Source organism: Longimicrobium sp. (assembly GCA_036387335.1).
Classification (GTDB): domain Bacteria; phylum Gemmatimonadota; class Gemmatimonadetes; order Longimicrobiales; family Longimicrobiaceae; genus Longimicrobium.
The window spans coordinates 1-17115 of the sequence record DASVTZ010000118.1; the positions used below are offsets into that span (position 1 = coordinate 1).

At 70.4% G+C, this 17115-nt stretch carries 13 protein-coding genes; 12 read left to right on the plus strand and 1 reads right to left on the minus strand.

Annotation, left to right across the window (positions count from 1 at the left end; translation table 11 throughout):
• On the minus strand, positions 1 to 1077 hold a 1077-nt coding region (locus VF647_11085), incomplete at its 3' end, for a hypothetical protein (GenBank protein ID HEX8452633.1).
• Positions 1078 to 1279: 202 nt separating this feature from the next.
• Between VF647_11085 and VF647_11090 the strand changes: the two genes are divergently transcribed.
• The 12 genes from VF647_11090 to VF647_11145 all read left to right on the plus strand — a co-directional run bounded on the left by VF647_11090 (position 1280) and on the right by VF647_11145 (position 17109).
• On the plus strand, positions 1280 to 3133 hold the full coding sequence (locus tag VF647_11090) for a long-chain fatty acid--CoA ligase (GenBank protein HEX8452634.1): 1854 nt from the start codon (positions 1280 to 1282) through the stop codon (positions 3131 to 3133).
• An 86-nt stretch (positions 3134 to 3219) separates the two neighbouring features.
• Complete coding sequence (locus VF647_11095) at positions 3220 to 3519, plus strand: hypothetical protein (protein HEX8452635.1); 300 nt, start codon at positions 3220 to 3222, stop codon at positions 3517 to 3519.
• A gap of 777 nt (positions 3520 to 4296) precedes the next feature.
• Entirely contained in the window at positions 4297 to 4854 is a 558-nt protein-coding gene (locus VF647_11100; protein HEX8452636.1) for an RNA polymerase sigma factor, read from the plus strand.
• Positions 4851 to 5534: a zf-HC2 domain-containing protein gene (locus VF647_11105; GenBank protein HEX8452637.1), complete on the plus strand. Its 684-nt coding sequence runs from the start codon at positions 4851 to 4853 to the stop codon at positions 5532 to 5534. Before VF647_11100 ends, VF647_11105 begins: the two co-directional genes overlap by 4 nt.
• Positions 5535 to 5692: 158 nt before the next feature.
• Entirely contained in the window at positions 5693 to 6673 is a 981-nt protein-coding gene (locus tag VF647_11110) for a DUF4097 family beta strand repeat-containing protein (GenBank protein ID HEX8452638.1), read from the plus strand.
• Positions 6674 to 6748: 75 nt separating this feature from the next.
• On the plus strand, positions 6749 to 9355 hold the full coding sequence (locus VF647_11115) for a DUF5916 domain-containing protein (protein ID HEX8452639.1): 2607 nt from the start codon (positions 6749 to 6751) through the stop codon (positions 9353 to 9355).
• 551 nt (positions 9356 to 9906) lie between these two features.
• Positions 9907 to 11367, plus strand: a complete 1461-nt coding sequence (locus tag VF647_11120; protein ID HEX8452640.1) for a YdiU family protein — start codon at positions 9907 to 9909, stop codon at positions 11365 to 11367.
• 220 nt (positions 11368 to 11587) lie between these two features.
• The gene (locus VF647_11125) at positions 11588 to 13117 is read left to right on the plus strand and encodes an FAD-dependent oxidoreductase (GenBank protein ID HEX8452641.1); all 1530 of its coding nucleotides are present in this window, start codon (positions 11588 to 11590) and stop codon (positions 13115 to 13117) included.
• The gene (locus VF647_11130) at positions 13114 to 13776 is read left to right on the plus strand and encodes an HAD family hydrolase (GenBank protein HEX8452642.1); all 663 of its coding nucleotides are present in this window, start codon (positions 13114 to 13116) and stop codon (positions 13774 to 13776) included. The genes VF647_11125 and VF647_11130 overlap by 4 nt, the downstream gene beginning before the upstream one ends.
• 64 nt (positions 13777 to 13840) lie before the next feature.
• Positions 13841 to 14065 (plus strand): DUF433 domain-containing protein, encoded by a 225-nt coding sequence (locus VF647_11135; protein ID HEX8452643.1) that lies wholly within the window; start codon positions 13841 to 13843, stop codon positions 14063 to 14065.
• A gap of 86 nt (positions 14066 to 14151) precedes the next feature.
• Positions 14152 to 15084: an EamA family transporter gene (locus VF647_11140; protein ID HEX8452644.1), complete on the plus strand. Its 933-nt coding sequence runs from the start codon at positions 14152 to 14154 to the stop codon at positions 15082 to 15084.
• Between the two features lie 129 nt (positions 15085 to 15213).
• Entirely contained in the window at positions 15214 to 17109 is a 1896-nt protein-coding gene (locus tag VF647_11145) for a M1 family metallopeptidase (GenBank protein HEX8452645.1), read from the plus strand.
• Positions 17110 to 17115 lie beyond the last annotated feature (6 nt).

The following is a 17115-nucleotide window of genomic DNA, read 5'->3' on the forward strand; positions in this document are numbered from 1 at the left end:
GCGAACCGCAGTCTGCTTGCGCGGGTCGCCCTCGTCCTGCGCCTCCACCCAGAAGAGGGTGGCCGGCGCATCCGACCGCCACTCCACCTGGCGCGGGCCGGTGGCGACGGCGTCGAAGGCGGTGGGGATGTCGTCGGTCAGCGGGACGTCGGCGATGCGCTTCACCTCGCGCCCGGTCATGTCCAGCACCTGGATGCGGTTGGGGAAGCGGTTCGCGGGAGCCACGAAGCTGTACGGCTTCTCGATCCTCGTCACCAGCACGTACCGACCGTCCGGCGACACGCTGGCGCCGGCGATGACCCCCGGCTGACCGATCGGCATGGGCGCGCCGCCGGAGAGCGGCACCCGCACCAGCTGCAGGGTGAAGTAGTAGTCGAAGAGGCGCTCGTCGTGCGGCGTCTGCAGCAGGTCCTGGTAGGTGCGCCCCGGCGAGGTGCGCCCCAGGTTCTCCTGCACCAGCGGGCCCGTGGGCGCGCGCGGCGCCTGCGGAACCGCGCCGCGACCGGCCGGCACCTGCTTGGCGATGAAGCCCGATCCGTCCGGCAGCCACTGGAAGGGGGCGCCGATGGTGGCGTTCAGCGTGGCGGGAAGGATGCGCCGCGCCGTCGCCGAGGCCACGTCGGCCACCCACAGCTCCATTCCGCCCTCGCCCGCGGCCGCGAAGGCCAGGCGCCCGCCGTCCGGCGACCACTGCGTGTAGCCGATGCGCGTGCCGGCCGGGAGCCGCACCGGGCGCTGCGCCCCCGTGGCGAGGTCCTGGAAGGTGATCCCCGTGATCCACGACGTGCGCCCCGCCGCCGGGCCGTTGATGCGCGGCGAGATGCGGAAGCCGGCCAGCCGCAGCTCCGGCTCCGCCAGCTCGGCGATGCCCGGAAGGTTCTCGCGCTCCAGCAGCGCCAGCGTCCTGCGGTCGCGCGACACGCTCACGCCGGGCGTGGGCGGCGCGTTCAGGATCTGCGGGATCGGCGCGGGAGGCGTCAGGTAGCCGGCTCCGGTGGCCGGCTGCTGCGCCGCGGCGGGCAGCGCCAGGAGCGCCGATGCCGCCAGGGCGCGGAGCAGGGGGGTACGGGATTGCATACGCGTTCTCGCCTGGGGATGGGCGGTTCCGGCGTCCGCGGGGAGCGGCGCGCCGGGGTGCGGTTTTGTTAGCATCCCGAAACATCGTGCGGCGCGGCGCGCGGAGCAAGGACCGGTTCGCTCCGCACCTTGTGCCACGGCGGGGCGCCGGATCATTATTCGCGCGCCGTCCGCTTCCATCCCCCCGCAGCCCTCCGCAGAGATGCCAGCCACCCCCGCCTTCCGCGCGCAGCACACGCCGGTCCCGCTCGGCCCGGTGGAGCGCGACACCATCCCGCGCCTCTTCCTGGGCGGCGTGGACCGCTTCGCCCACCCCGCCGCCCTGCGCCGCAAGGTGGACGGCGCGTGGCGCGAGTGGCCCGCGCGCGAGGTGGAGGCGCAGGCAGCGCGGCTGGCCGCGGCACTGGAGCTGGCGGGCGTCGGCCCGGGCGACCGCGTGGCGCTCCTCTCCGAGAACCGCCCGGAGTGGGCGATCACCGACTTCGCCGTCACGGGAATGGGCGCCATCGACGTCCCCATCTACCCGACCCTCCCCGCCGCCCAGATCGCCTACATCCTGCGCGACTGCGGTGCGCGGGCCATCATGGTCTCCACCCGCGCGCAGCTCGCCAAGATCCAGGGGATCCGCTCCGGCCTTCCCGACCTGCGCCTGGTGGTGGCCTTCGACGACCCCGCCGAGACCCCCGACGTGCGCCGCTGGGAAGAGGTGCAGGAGGAGGGCCGGCGGCTGGTCGAGGAGGGTCGCGCGGGGAGCTTCCGCGAGCGCGCCCTCGCCGTCGGGCGCGATGAGGTCGCGACACTGATCTACACATCGGGGACGACGGGCGACCCCAAGGGGGTGATGCTCACCCACTTCAACCTCTGCTCCAACGTCGCGGGGAGCCAGCAGCACGGCCTCTCCGACGTCATTCTCAGCGGCGACCGCACGCTCTCCTTCCTCCCGCTGAGCCACGTCTTCGAGCGGATGGTGGACTACCTGTACTGGGACGTGGGCGCGTCCATCTCGTACGCCGAGAGCTTCGAAAAGGTGGTCGACAACATGGGCGAAGTGGCGCCGAACATCGCCGTGGCGGTGCCGCGCCTTTTCGAAAAGATCTACTCCCGCGTAACCGGCGCCACCGGGATCAAGAAGGCGCTCGTCGGATGGGCGCTCGGCGTCGGCACCCGCGTCGCCGATCTGCGTCTCGCCGGCGCGCAGCCCTCCGGCGCGCTCGCCATCCAGTACCGCCTCGCGGACCGGCTGGTCTTCTCCAAGCTGCGCGCGCGCACCGGCGGCCGCGTGCGCAACTTCGTCAGCGGCGGCGCGCCCCTTTCCGAGGACGTGGCCAAGTTCTTCTTCGCCGCGGGGCTGCCGGTGTACGAGGGCTACGGCCTCACCGAAACCTCGCCCGTGATCGCGGTGAACAAGCCCGGCAAGGTAAAGCTGGGTACCGTCGGCGCCATCATCCCCGGCGTCGAAGTGGCGATCGCGGAGGAGACGGGCGAGATCCTGACCCGCGGACCGCACGTGATGAAGGGCTACTGGAACCGCCCCGACGCCACCGCCGAGGCCATCGGCGCGGACGGCTGGTTCCACACGGGCGACATCGGCGAGATCACGCCGGACGGCTTCCTGCGCATCACGGACCGCCTCAAGAACATCATCGTGACCGCGGGCGGCAAGAACGTGGCGCCGCAGCCGATGGAGAACGTCGCGCTCCTCTCCCCCTTCGTCGCGCAGATCGTGATGCTGGGCGACCGCCGCCCGTTCACCACCTTTCTGATCGTCCCCGAATGGGAGACGCTGGAGCCGTGGGCCGCGCAGCAGTCCATCCCCGGCGACCGCGCCACCCTCTGCGCCGACCGCCGCGTCACGGAGCTGCTGGAGCGCGAGACGATCGGCCGCCTCAAGGGCTTCGCGCGCTACGAGATCCCCAAGCGCGTCCTCCTGATCCACGAGGAGTTCACCATCGACGCCGGCCTCCTGACCCCCAAGCTCAGCATCAAGCGCAAAGCCGTCGAACAGCGCTACCGCGCCCAGATCGAGGAGCTGTACAGCGGCCACACCGTCGAGTAAGCCTGGCCCCCGCTCCCCTCGCGCCCGCGTGCGGACTCGCCCGGTATTTGCCTCCTGAAGCGGGCACCTACCCACCGGGAGATCTCATGAAGTTCATCAGCATCGACGGCCCGCAGGACCGATGGGATGAGATCCGCGAAGCCGTCACCGAAGACACCATCGCGCTGACATCTGGCGGCGAGCCGTTCGCGTTGGCCGTCGATCTCAAGGACTTCGAAGATCCCGCCGAGCTCGACATCGCCATCCGGCAGCTCCGCGTCCAGCATGCGATCGCACGTGTTCGGGAGGACGCGCGCAGAAACGGGACGGATCAGCTTACGATGGATGACATTGATGCGGAGATCCGTGCGGCCAGAGCGGAACGGCGGCGATCAGGGCCGTCCTAACCCTGCTTCGCCCCGATCTGACACAAGGTGCCATGTCTCGAATAACGCGGAAACTGGCGCTGGATTCGGCCGCGCTAAGACGCGGTGAGAGATTCTGCGAGTTGCATGGAACGACCCTCTCAAAACTGGTCAACGACTTCTTACTCCAGCTTCCCACTGATGGAGAAGAGGCCGATCTCACTCCGGCAGTTCGCCGCCTCAGGGGAATCGCCAGCGGTGACGTGGATGAGGCGGATTACCATCGTCATCTGACGGAGAAGTACGGTTTCTGAACGCGATCAGCGCTCTGTCGGATGCACGCAGACGAGCGCGGTTCCACACAGGGAACCTCTGTAACGCACCGTAGCTGGCGGCGCACGAGCCGGCTTCAGCCGCCTTCGCGTAGTTCCAGCCGGGGGATTCATCCCCCGGCGCCCCGCCGCCGCACCGACGCTTGCCTCCCGCACCGGTTCCCCGCCGCCGCACCGGTGTCCGCGCTGGCACCGATCACCCCCGCACCACCGCCCCCGTAGCCTGCGAAGGCAGGCTTCCCGCAGTCGTTGAAGCGGTTTCAACCGCCGGGCGAGGGGCCTCCCCCCCGCCCCGGAAACACTTGCCGTCCCACCTCCCCGCAAACAGATTTCCAATCCCTCCCTCCCACACCGCCCGCCACTCCGCGGCCGGTGCTCCCCCGCTGTACGAGCTCCCTCCCCATGACGCACCCGTTTAAACCATCGCGCCCCGGGCGGCATCCTATCCCCGAAGGCAGGAAGCCCCACCCCTCCCCGGTGCGATTGGATGATCGCGATGCAGGCTGAGCCGACGGTACTCGCCCCCACGGCGAGCCTTGCCGTGCGGCGCGCACAACAGGGCGACGTAGCCGCGTTCGAGCAGCTGTACCGCGAGAACCTGGGGCGGGTGTACGCGCTCTGCATGCGGCTGTGCGGCGACCCCGGCCGCGCCGAGGAGCTCACGCAGGACGTCTTCGTGCGGGCGTGGGAGAAGATCGGGTCGTTCGAGGGGAAGAGCGCCTTCAGCACCTGGCTGCACCGGCTGGCCGTGAACGTGGTGCTGGGCGACCGCCGGTCGGAGAAGGTGAGGGTGGCGAAGGTGTTGGTGACCGACGATCTGGAATCATACGAAACTCCGTCGCGCAGCCACGACCCGTGCGACGCGATCGACCTGGAGCGGGCAATCGCGGCGCTGCCGCCGGGCGCACGCGCGGTGCTGGTCCTCCACGACGTGGAAGGGTACAAGCACGAGGAGATCGCGGAGATGCAGGGAACCGCGGTGGGCACGTGCAAGGCACAGCTCCACCGGGCGCGCAGGCTTCTGCGGGAGATGCTTGGAAGATGAATCACGAATACGTGCTGGAGCGGCTGGACGACTGGGCGGCCAACGAGCTTCCCGACGACGATCGCCAGGCGGTGGAGTTCCACCTGGCCGTCTGCGGCGACTGCCGCGCCGAGGCGGAGGCGCTCCGCTCGCTGGTGGAAGACGTCGCCACCCTGCCGCTGGAAATGACTCCGGGCCGCGACCTGTGGGCTGGGATCGCCGCCCGCATCGAGCCGCGGACGGACGTGGTGTCCATCACCAGCGCGCGCCGCTGGCAGGCGCCGCGCTGGCTCACCATGGCCGCGACCATCGTGGGCGTGGCGGTCTCATCGTCGCTCATCACCCTCAAGGTGATGGAGAAGCGAGAGCCTGCCGTCAGTGCGCCGGTCGCGAGCGCCCCGGTGCAGAGCGTGGCCGCGCCGTCCACCGCCACGCCGACGGCGCTGGTCGCCTTCAAGCCCGCGGAGCAGGACTACGAAGTCGCCATCGCGGACTTGGAGCGCGTCCTCACGGCCCGGCGCGCCACCCTCGCGCCCGAGACGGTGAAGACGCTGGAGACCAACCTGCGCATCATCGACGAGGCGATCCGCCAGTCGCGCGAGGCGCTGGTAAAGGACCCCAACAGCCGCGAGCTGACCGACATGCTCGCCGACGCCTACGGGCAGAAGCTGAACGTGTTGCAGCAGGCGGTCGAACTGTAGAACGGAAGTGCGTTAGTGCGTGAGTGCGGAAGTGCGTTGGATTACGGCGCGGCCGCCATCCGCCAGCACAGCACCGCATGGCTTTTAAACGCACTCACGCACTAACGCACTAACGCACTATCACAACAGCCAGTCATCCTCACAGAACCATACATCCCATGAAGCCCGGATTCGCCACCGCCGCCCTGATCGCGGCTTGCATCGTAACGCCGGCGTGCGCGCAGCAGCACGTGGACCAGCGGCGCGCCACGGGGCCGGGCGGCACCGTGGACATCACCCTCGTCTCCGGAAGCGTGCGCGTGGTGGCGTGGAACAGGAACGAGGTGCACGTCACCGGGGAGCTCGGGCGCGGCGTCGAGCGGCTGGACCTGCGCACCGAGGGCGACCGCACCTACGTACAGGTCGTCATGCCCCGCAGCCATCGCAACTCCAGCGGGTCGGACATTGAGGTCCGCATCCCCGCCCGCAAGACGCTCGTCGTCCGCACCACCTCCGCCGATGCGGACGTGCGGGGGATGACGGGGTCCACCACCGTGAACACCGTCAGCGGCAACGTGCAGGTGGGCGGACGTCCCGCCGACCTGGAGGTCAACACCCGCTCCGGCGAGGTGGAGATCGACGTGGTCACCGACCGCGTGCGCGCCCAGTCCATCAGCGGCGACCTGCGGCTCGGCGGCGACGTGCGCACCGAGGTGGAGGCGCAGACGGTAAGCGGCGACATCGGCGTCTCGGCGCGGGCGGGGAGCCTGCGCGCGCAGTCGGTGAGCGGCACCGTGACCGCGCCCACCATCGGTGGACGCGCGGAGGTGCAGACGGTGAGCGGCGACATCCGGGTGGAGGGGCAGCGGCTGCGGGGCGACTTCGAGACGGTGTCCGGCGACGTGACCATCGCGGGCGCACTGGAGCGCGGCGGCACCACCACCGTCAGCACCCACAGCGGCGAGATCGAGATGCGGCTCCCCCGCGGCACCGGCGCGGAGGTGGAGTTCACCACCTTCAGCGGCGACATGGAGCTGGCGGTCGCCGGGGCGCGCGTGACCCGCAGCTCGAAGCGCGAGCGCGAGGTGCTGCTGGGGCGGGGCGGGGCGCGCGTGGAGCTTCGCACCTTCAGCGGAAGCGTGAAACTGGCCGACCGCTGATCCCGTAGCAGACCCCCACCAAGGTGAGCCGCGCCTCACCGTCTCCATAGACCTGCACACGCAGGAGCACCTCATATGCTGGGCACCCTTCTCCTGGCCGGCGCCGTTGCCCTGGCGGCGCCGGCCTCGGACAGCACGAACGCCGTCCGCCAGGTAGCCGCGTACCGCCTCACCCCCACCGCCGGAGCCCCCACCCTCGACGGCCGCCTGGACGACGCCGTCTGGATGGCCGCGGACACCATCGGCGGCTTCACGCAGCGCGAGCCCAAGGAGGGCGAGCCCTCCCGCTTCCGCACGGTGATGCGGGTGGCGTTCGACAACGAAGCCGTCTACGTGGCGGCCCGCGCCTACGATCCCGAGCCCAACAAGATCTCCGCGCAGCTCACCCGCCGCGACGAGGACTCCTCCAGCGACTGGCTGATGGTGGGCTTCGACTCCCGCCACGACCGGCGCACGGCGTACATCTTCGCCGTGAACCCGGCGGGCGTGAAGCGCGACATGACCATCGCCGACGGCGCCAACGACGACACCGGGTGGGACGCGGTATGGTCCGTGGCGGTATCGCGCGACTCGCTGGGGTGGACGGCGGAGTACCGCATCCCCCTCTCGGCGCTGCGTTTCGCGACAGGCGGCGACGGCGTGTGGGGCTTCCAGGCGCTGCGCGTGGTGCAGCGCGAAAACGAGCAGTCGTACTGGTCGCCCGTCAAGCGCGACGAGCCGCGCCAGGTGGCCCGGTTCGGCGAGCTGCGCGGGCTGAGCAACCTCCCCGCGCCGCGCCGGCTGGAGCTGCTTCCGTACACCGTCTCCGGCGTCACCCGCGCGCCCGGCGACGAGGCGAACCCGTTCTACTCGTCCAGCGAGATCCGCGGCTCGGTGGGGCTGGACGTGAAGTACGGCGTCACCTCCAACCTGACGCTCGACGCCACCTTCAACCCCGACTTCGGGCAGGTGGAGGCCGATCCGTCCGAAGTGAACCTCAGCGCCTTCGAGACCTTTCTCTCCGAACGCCGCCCCTTCTTCACCGAGGGCGCGGACATCTTTCGCTTCGGCATCGGCCTGGGCGATGGGGACGGCGGCAACGAGTCGCTCTTCTACTCACGCCGGGTAGGCCGCGCTCCGCGTGGCGGCGTGGACGTGCCCGAGGGCGGCTACGCGGACCAGCCGGGGCAGACGCACATCCTGGGCGCCGCCAAGCTGAGCGGCCAGATCGGGCGCGGCTGGTCGATCGGCGTGATGAACGCCCTCACCGCCGAGGAGCGCGCCACCGTGCTGGACGCCGGCGGCGCGCGCAGCGACCAGGTGGTGGAGCCGATGACCAACTACAGCGTCATCCGCGCCCGCCGCGAGCTGAACGGCGGCAAGACGCAGTTCGGCGCGGTGACCACGGGCGTCATCCGGCGGCTGGACGGCACGGGGATGGACTGGCTCCGCTCGCGCGCCTTCGCCGGCGGCGCGGACGCGCAGCACCGCTGGGGCAACGACACGTACTCCGCCCGCCTGTGGGTGCTGGGCTCGCGCATCGAGGGGAGCACCGAGGCGATCGGGAACGCGCAGGGCTCCAGCGCGCGCTACTTCCAGCGTCCCGGCCAGAGCTACCTCCGCTTCGACTCGTCGGCTACCTCGCTGGCGGGGTGGGCGGGGAGCTACGACGTGGCCAAGGTGAAGGGAAAGTGGCAGGGCGGCTTCCTGGGCTCCATCCGCTCCCCCGGCTTCGAGACCAACGACCTGGGCTTCCAGCGCGCGGCGGACGAGATCGTGAACGTCTTCTGGATGCGGCACATCCATCACACGCCGGGGAAGGTGTTCCGCGACTGGAACCTGGGCGGCAACGCCTGGGAGGCGCGCAACTTCGGGTGGGAGCGCGCCGGGCGGGCGCTGAACGTGAACGGCTCCGCGCGCTTCCTCAACTACTGGAACGCGTGGGGCGGCGTGGAGCGCTCCTTTGGCGGATGGGACACGCGCGCGCTGCGCGGCGGCGCCGCCATCCTGGAGCCGGGCGGCCTCAGCGGGTGGATGGGCGGGAGCTCGGACGACCGTAAGCGCCTCACGGGCGAGGCCGGCTTCAACTGGGGCCTGCGCGACGAGGACTCCGGCTGGCGCTACAGCGTCTCCGCCGGCCTGGGATGGCGCCCGACGCCCTCGCTGCGCTTCTCCGCGTCGCCGTTCTACTCGCGCTACAACACGGCGTGGCAGTACGTGGATGCGCCGGAGGTGGCGGGCACGACGCGCTACGTCTTCGGCGAGCTGGACCAGCGCACGTTCGGGATGTCGGCGCGGGTGAACAAGACCTTTTCGCCCACGTTCTCGCTGCAGCTCTACGCGCAGCCGTTCATGAGCGCGGGCAGGTACGGCGGCTTCCGCGAGCCCACCGCGCCGGGTGCCGGGCGCTTCGCGGACCGCTTCACCCCGCTCACCGTCACGCGAGACGACGACGGCTACGATGCGGGCGCCTTCCGCTTCGGCAACCCGGACTTCAGCGTGCGCGACTTCAACCTGAACGCGGTGGCGCGCTGGGAGTACCGGCCGGGCTCCACGCTCTTCCTGGCCTGGTCGCACTCCCGCGGCGGCTCGGACGACGTCACCGACGGCCAGTTCCGCTTCCGCCGCAACCTCGACGCGCTCTGGAACACCGAGGCGTCGAACGTGGTGATGCTGAAGGCGAACTGGTGGGTGAGTTTCTGAACGGAAGTGCGTGAGTGCGTTAGTGCGTGAGTGCGTGAGGGGGACGGGCCAGGGCGGCGGACAGGGGACGGGAACAGCAGGCTGGACGTCACCTACAATTTGTCATCCTAAGAGAGCCGCCTCTCCGACGCCTGCTGGGCACTGAGCACTGCGCGGCGAACGAAGGATCTAGCCGGCGAGGCACGAGGACAGCGGGTCATCGCGAGCCCCTCGTCACGCGCGGTAGATCCTTCGCTCCGCGCCACAGTCTGGAGCACGGGAAAGGGCGGTGACGCGCGTCGCTCAGGATGACAAAGGTTGGGGGATGCCGTGATTCCCGAGACGGCTTCAGCCGTCTTCCCGTCGTACCAGCCGGGGGCTTCAGCCCCCGGCGCCGGCCCCTGCGCCGGCCCCGGACCGTCCGCACCAACGCACCAACGCACCAACGCACCAACGCACCACCATGGGGCACGGAGATTAAGTCTCCGTGCCCTATGTGTCTTTGTGGCCTGGCGGGCGTGGGTTGTGCGAGGGAGGTGCTCCACACCCAAGCATGACCGGAGCTCCAGACCATGGTTCAACCTCCTTTCGACAACAGCTACGCGCGGCTTCCCGACCGCTTCTTCGCCCGCGTGGCGCCCACGCCGGTTGCGGCGCCGCGGCTGATCAAGGTCAACGCGCCGCTGGCGGCCGAGCTGGGCCTGGATCCGGACTGGCTCGCCAGCGACGAAGGCGTGCAGGTGCTGGCCGGCAACCTCGTGCCCGCGACCTCCGAGCCGATCGCGACCGCGTACGCAGGGCACCAGTTCGGCGGGTTCGTGCCCCAGCTGGGGGACGGCCGCGCGATCCTCCTCGGCGAGGTGATTGACAGCCGCGGGGTGCGCCGCGACGTGCAGCTCAAGGGCGCCGGCCCCACGCCCTACTCGCGGCGCGGCGATGGAAGGGCCGCGCTGGGGCCGGTGTTGCGCGAATACCTGGTGAGCGAGGCGATGGCGGCGCTCGGCATCCCCACCACGCGCGCGCTCGCAGCGGTGATCACCGGCGAAAGGGTCAGGCGGGAGACGATGCTTCCCGGCGCGGTGTTCGCCCGCGTCGCCTCCAGCCACATCCGCGTGGGCACCTTTCAGTTCTTCGCCAGCCGCGGCGATGTGGAGGGGCTGCGTGCGCTCGCGGACCACGTCATCGCCCGGCACTACCCGGACGCGGCCGGCGCGGAGCGGCCGTACAAGGCGTTCCTGGCCGCCGTCGCGCGGGCGCAGGCCGAGCTCATCGCCCAGTGGCTGCTGGTGGGGTTCATCCACGGCGTGATGAACACGGACAACATGTCGGTCGCCGGCGAGACGATCGACTACGGGCCCTGCGCCTTCATGGACGAGTACGACCCGGGCGCCGTCTTCAGCTCCATCGACGTCCAGGGCCGCTACGCCTACGCCAACCAGCCGTCGATCGCGCAGTGGAACCTGGTGCGGCTGGCGGAGTGCCTCCTCCCCCTGCTCGCCGACACGAACGAGGCCGCGGCGGACGAGGCGAACGAGGCGCTGGACGCCTTCGCGCCGGTCTTCGAGCGGGCCTACCACGCGGGACTCGCGCGCAAGCTGGGCCTGCTCACGCAACGCGAGGGCGACCCGGAGCTCGCGCGCGACCTGCTGGAGGCGATGGCAAGCGGGATGGCGGACTTCACCCTCACCTTTCGACGGCTCAGCGAGGGCGACGACGAGGGCGTGCGCAGCCTCTTCGGCGTCCCCGCCGCCTTCGACGAATGGGCGCAGCGCTGGCGTCGGCGCCTGGAGGAGGAGCCGGGTGACGAGGAGACGCGCCGCGCCGCCATGCTCGCCGCCAACCCCGCCTTCATCCCGCGCAACCATCGCGTGGAGGCGGTGATCCGCGCGGCCGTGGACCGCGACGACTTCGCGCCCTTTGAGGAGTTGCTCGCGGTGCTGGCGAAGCCATTCGAGTCGCAGCCGGGCTTCGAGCATTACATGGAGCCGCCGGCCGCGCACGAACGGGTGCACGCGACGTTCTGCGGAACGTAGGCGGGCGCCTTGTTGCGGGCGACTGAAGTCGCTGCAACGAAAGCACAAAGTCCGCCTGCGCGGACTCGAATCCGAGGATCAGCCGCGGCCGCGTAGTCCCCGCAGGGAGACTTCCCGCGGTTGTTGCCGCGACTTCAGTCGCCAGGCGCCAGGCAGCGCACGGCACTTGCAACGACCGCGGCCCGCTGTTCAACGGGTACGCGAGCCAGGGAGAAGGTCTATGAGATCATCGGAAAGGTCCGTGTCGGTGTGGGAGACGACCAACCCGCAGCCGGAGTTCCCCCCGCTGCGCGGCGAGGCGGAGGCGGACGTGTGCGTGGTGGGCGCGGGGCTGGCCGGGATGACGACCGCGTACCTACTGGCCCGCGAAGGGAAAAAAGTCGTGGTCCTTGACGACAACGGGATCGGCGGGGGGGAGACGGGGCAGACGACGGCACACCTGGCCAGCGCCCAGGACGACTACTACCACGTCCTCGAAAAGGTGCACGGCGAGGAGGGCGCGAAGCTCATCTACCAGAGCCACCAGGCCGCCGTCGACCGCATCGGCGAGATCGCCACGGCGGAAGGGATCGAGTGCGACTACCAGCACGTGGACGGCTACTTCTTCCTGGCGCCCAACGAGACCCCCGACTTCCTGCAGACCGAGCTGGACGCCGCCCGCCGCGCCGGCGCGACCGTGGAGATCGTGGAGAAACTCCCCGTCCCGTTCGACAGCGGGCCGGGACTCCGCTTCTCGCGGCAGGGGGAGTTCCATCCGCTCAAGTACCTTGAGGGGCTCGCCCGCTGCATCCAGCGCGACGGGGGACGCATCCACACGCGGAACCACGTGCTTGAGGTGGAGGGCGGCGACCGGCCGGCGGCGCGCGGCGAAGGGTTCGAGGTGCGCGCGGGGGCGGTGGTGGTGGCCACCAACTCGCCGATCAACGACCGGCTTACCATCCACACGAAGCAGGCGCCCTACCGCACCTACGTCATCGGCGCGCGCATCCCCACGGGCTCGGTGCAGCACGGGCTCTACTGGGACACGCTGGAGCACTACCACTACGTGCGCCTCGCCCGCATCCCCGGCGACCTGACGCACGAGATGCTCGTGGTGGGCGGCGAGGACCACAAGACGGGGCACGAGAACGACATGCAGATCCGCTTCGACCGGCTGGAGGCGTGGACGCGCGAGCGCTTCCCCATCGAGCAGGTGACGCTGCGCTGGAGCGGGCAGGTGCTGGAGCCGATGGACTTCATCGGGTTCATCGGGCGCGACCCCGGCGGCCAGAAGAACGTGTACATCGCCACCGGCGACAGCGGGCAGGGGATGACGCACTCCACCATCGCGGGCATCCTGATCTCGGACCTGGTGCTGGGGCGCCCCAACCCGTGGGAGAAGCTCTACGATCCGAAGCGGAAGACGATCTCCACCGACTCCGTGAAGGAGTTCGCGATGGAGAACGCGGACGTGGCCATCCAGTACACCGACCTGCTGCCGCTGGGCGGCGACGTGAAGTCGGCCGACGACATCGCGCCGGGGACGGGGGCGGTGCTGCAGCGCGGCCTGCACAAGGTGGCCGCCTATCGCGACGAGAGCGGCCAACTGCACGAGCACTCCGCCATCTGCACGCACCTGGGATGCGTGGTGCAGTGGAACGGGCTGGAGCGGAGCTGGGACTGTCCCTGCCACGGCTCGCGCTTTGCCACCGACGGCGCGGTCCTGAACGGGCCTGCTCCACACCCCCTCAAGAAGCTGGAAGGCGAATGACGGTACGCGCGGCGATCCTGGACATCGACGGGACCCTGATCGACAGCAACGATGCCCACGCCCAGGCCTGGGTGGACGTGGGGAAGGAGATGGGCTTCGACATCGAATTCGGCCACGTGCGCCGCCTGATCGGGATGGGCGGCGACAAGGTCCTCCCCGAGCTCACCGGGCTCGAGGACGATTCCGACGAGGCGGAGAAGGTGAAGAAGCGCCGCGGCGAGATCTTCCGGGAGCGCTACCTCCCCTCGCTGCAGCCCTTCCCGCAGGCACGCGAGCTTCTGGAGCGCTTCCAGGCGGACGGGATGGTGCTGGTGGTGGCCACGTCGGCCAGCAAGGACGACATGGGGAAGCTGCTGGAGAAGGCGGGGATCAAGGACCTCATCGAGGAGAAGACCTCGCAGTCCGACGTGGAGGCCTCGAAGCCCGACCCCGACGTCATCGAGGCCGCCGTGGAGAAGGCGGGGTGCAAGCCTTCCGAGGCGGTGATGCTGGGCGACACGCCGTACGACGTGGAGGCCGCGCGGCGTGCGGGCGTCCCCTGCGTGGCCCTGCGCTGCGGCGGCTGGGACGACGAGGAGCTCAGCGACGCCGTAGCCATCTACGACGACCCCGCGGACCTGCTGGCGAACTACGCGGAGTCCCCGTACTCGCGCGGCTGAACAGCAGTCTCACGCGGAGGCGCGGAGAATGCGGAGAGAAGCACTCCCACGAAGCTTCAAGGCGATGACCCAAGAGCCGGTCGTACACAGTCATCCCGAGATCCTGGGCGGCACGCCGGTGTTCGTCGGGACGCGGGTGCCGGTCCAGGCGCTGCTGGACTACCTGGAGGAGGGGGACACCATCGACAGCTTCCTCGATGCGTTCCCGACCGTGGCGCGCGAGCAGCCGGTCAGCTTCCTCCGTCAGGCGACACAGGCGCTCCTGGAGCGTTCTGGAGAGCCGGAGTAGGCGTTACATTCCAGCGAGATGCGCTTGGTGAGAGGGGAAGAGGCCAGCTCTTCCCCTCGTTCGTTTTACGATGAAGGGCGGATCGGATGGCGACGACGCGGCGGGAGATCGAGGCGGGGCTGGGGGCGGAGGCCACGGGGCCGGTGCCGGGGTGGGGGTGGACCGAGAGCGCGCTGGCGATGATGGTGCTCGTGTGGGGCGTCAACTTCGCCGTGGTCAAGAGCGCGCTGGCCGTCTTCGAGCCGCTCGCCTTCAACGCGATGCGCTTCGTGGTTGCGTCGGTGTTCGTGGGGATCGTGCTGCGCGTGCAGGGCGCGCTCGTGCTCCCCGAGCGGCGGCACCTGGCGCGCATCGTGGCGCTGGGGCTGCTGGGGAACGTGGCCTACCAGATGTGCTTCATCCTGGGCCTGGCGCGCACCCGCGCGGGGAGCGCCGCGCTGATCCTGGCGCTCACGCCCATCCTGACGGCCTTCTTCTCGATGCTCACCGGGCACGAGCGCCCGGGGTGGCGCACCTGGGCCGGCGCCGCGCTCTCCGTGCTGGGGATCGGGCTGGTGACGGGGGCCGGCGCGCTGCTGGAAGGGCACGCCGCGCTCGTAGGGAACCTGATCCTCGTGGTCGCGGCGGCGGTGTGGGCGCTCTACACCGTGGGCGCGCGGCCCATCGTGGATCGCTACGGCTCCATCCAGACCACCGCGTGGACGCTGTGGGTGGGGACCATCGGCCTGGTGGCGCTCGGGACGCCCGCCCTCCTGTGCCAGCGGTGGGAAGTGGTCGGCGCGAAGGCGTGGGGCGGGCTCTTCTTCTCCGCCCTGTTCGCAATCGGGCTCGCGTATCTCATCTGGTACCGGGGCGTGGAGCGGATCGGGAACACGCGGACGGCCATCTTCTCCAACCTGACGCCCGTGGTCGCCATGATCGCGGCCGCGGTGCTGCTGAAGGAGAGCCCGACCGGCTGGGCCGTGCTCGGCGCCGTGCTCACGCTGGGGGGCGTGATGGTGGTGCGGGCGGACCACTAGCACGGCGGGCCCGACGCTGCCGTCGAGGTGCGCCCGCCGCGGCGAACGCTCGTCTGGCGGGCCCCGCACGCGAGGCGTATCTTGCGCGCACCGAACACCTTGCAAACCCAGACGACCCCACGTGTGACCATGAAGGGAATCATCGCATTGCTGGGAGCCGCGGTGCTGGCCGCGGCGCCGTCGGCGGCGCAGAGCATGGCGGGGGCGGGGACGGACACCTCCGTCTTCCGGCCGCTCGACCTGCCCGCCGCGAACCTCTTCCGCACCGCCAGCGGCGCGCCCGGCCCGCGCTACTGGCAGCAGCGCGCCGACTACCGCATCGAGGCGTCGCTGGACACCGCGGCCGAGGTCCTCTCGGGGAGCGAGACGATTACCTACCGCAACAACTCGCCGGACACGCTCCGCTTCGTCTGGCTGCAGGTGGATCAGAACCTCTACCGGCCGGGGAGCCTCGGCTCGTTCCAGAACCCGTCCGACTCGCGCTGGGGCGCGCGCAACTTCCAGGGCGGCATCGACCTGATGAACGTGCGCGCCGGGGGCGCGGCCGTCACGCCGTACATCTACGACACGATGGCGCGGCTGGACCTTCCCGCGCCGCTGGCGCCGGGGGCGAGCACCACGTTCAGCATGTCGTGGCGCTTCCGAATTCCGGAGTACGGCTCCGACCGGCTGGCGCGGCAGGGCGACCTGTACGAGATCGCGCAGTGGTACCCGCGCATGGCCGTCTACGACGACGTGCGCGGGTGGAACACGCAGCCGTACCTGGGACAGGGCGAGTTCTACCGCGAGTTCGGCGACTACGACGTGGCCGTGACGCTCCCCGCCAGCTACGTGATGGCATCCACGGGGACGCTGCAGAACCCGTTGGAGGTGCTCACCGCCACGCAGCGCGAGCGCCTCGCCCGCGCCGCGCGCGACACGGCGCAGGTGGCCATCATCTCGGCCGCCGAGGTGGGGACGGCCGCCACCCGCCCGCGCACCACGGGCACGCTCACCTGGCGCTTTCAGGCACGCAACGTTCCCGACTTCGCCTGGAGCGCATCGCCGCGGTTCCGGTGGGACTCGGAAAGCACCCGTGGCGTGCAGTGCCACGCGTACTACCAGCCGGACGCCACCGCGTGGGTGACGGCCGCGGACATGACCTGCTTCTCGATCCGCGAGTTCTCCGACCGCTGGTTCCCGTACCCCTGGCCCCAGGCCACCAGCGTCGCCGGGCCGGTGGGGGGGATGGAGTACCCGATGTTCGTGATGGTGCACTCCACGGGCGACGTGCAGGGCGTCTTCGGCACGATCGCGCATGAGCACGGGCACGAGTGGTTCCCCATGATCGTGCACAACCACGAGCGCCTCTTCGCGTGGATGGACGAAGGGTTCAACACCTTCATCGACACCTGGGCGAACGACCGCCGGTTCCCCGGCACCGACACGCGCACCTTCTACCGGCGGCAGGTGGAGCGCTTCCGCGACAGCGTGGGCGTGGTGCCGCTGATGACGCCGGCGGACCGCATTCCGCGCAACCTCCTGGGGATCACCGGCTACCGCAAGCCGGCGTACGCGCTGCACCTGCTGCGCGACGAGGTGATCGGGCCGGAGGCGTTCGACCGCGGCTTCCGCGAGTACATCCGCCGCTGGGCGTACAAGCACCCGATGCCGGCCGACTTCTTCCGCACCATGGAGGACGTATCGGGCCGCAAGCTGGACTGGTTCTGGCGCGGCTGGTTCTACGGCACGGCGCCGCTGGACCTGGCGGTGGAGCGCGTGACGAACGCCGCCGCGGAGGGCGGGCAGGGCACCACGGCCACCATTCGCGTGGCGGCGCGGTCCGAAGTGGTGATGCCGGCCACCCTTCGCGTCACGATGGCCAACGGCCAGACGCGCGAGGTGCGCCTTCCCGAGTCCGTGTTTTTCGGCGGCAGCGGCTACGACGCCGTCCTGACGCTCCCCTCGGAGGTCACGCGCGCCGAGATCGACCCGGCGAACCGCCTTCCGGACCGGGACCGCACCAACAACGTCTGGACGCGTTAGCCCCGG

Bases quoted from the DNA above. Each gene is read 5' to 3' on its own strand.
- VF647_11090 (HEX8452634.1), top strand. From the start codon at position 1,280: ATGCCAGCCACCCCCGCCTTCCGCGCGCAGCACACGCCGGTCCCGCTC.
- VF647_11095 (HEX8452635.1), top strand. From the start codon at position 3,220: ATGAAGTTCATCAGCATCGACGGCCCGCAGGACCGATGGGATGAGATC.
- VF647_11100 (HEX8452636.1), top strand. From the start codon at position 4,297: ATGATCGCGATGCAGGCTGAGCCGACGGTACTCGCCCCCACGGCGAGC.
- VF647_11105 (HEX8452637.1), top strand. From the start codon at position 4,851: ATGAATCACGAATACGTGCTGGAGCGGCTGGACGACTGGGCGGCCAAC.
- VF647_11110 (HEX8452638.1), top strand. From the start codon at position 5,693: ATGAAGCCCGGATTCGCCACCGCCGCCCTGATCGCGGCTTGCATCGTA.
- VF647_11115 (HEX8452639.1), top strand. From the start codon at position 6,749: ATGCTGGGCACCCTTCTCCTGGCCGGCGCCGTTGCCCTGGCGGCGCCG.
- VF647_11120 (HEX8452640.1), top strand. From the start codon at position 9,907: ATGGTTCAACCTCCTTTCGACAACAGCTACGCGCGGCTTCCCGACCGC.
- VF647_11125 (HEX8452641.1), top strand. From the start codon at position 11,588: ATGAGATCATCGGAAAGGTCCGTGTCGGTGTGGGAGACGACCAACCCG.
- VF647_11130 (HEX8452642.1), top strand. From the start codon at position 13,114: ATGACGGTACGCGCGGCGATCCTGGACATCGACGGGACCCTGATCGAC.
- VF647_11135 (HEX8452643.1), top strand. From the start codon at position 13,841: ATGACCCAAGAGCCGGTCGTACACAGTCATCCCGAGATCCTGGGCGGC.
- VF647_11140 (HEX8452644.1), top strand. From the start codon at position 14,152: ATGGCGACGACGCGGCGGGAGATCGAGGCGGGGCTGGGGGCGGAGGCC.
- VF647_11145 (HEX8452645.1), top strand. From the start codon at position 15,214: ATGAAGGGAATCATCGCATTGCTGGGAGCCGCGGTGCTGGCCGCGGCG.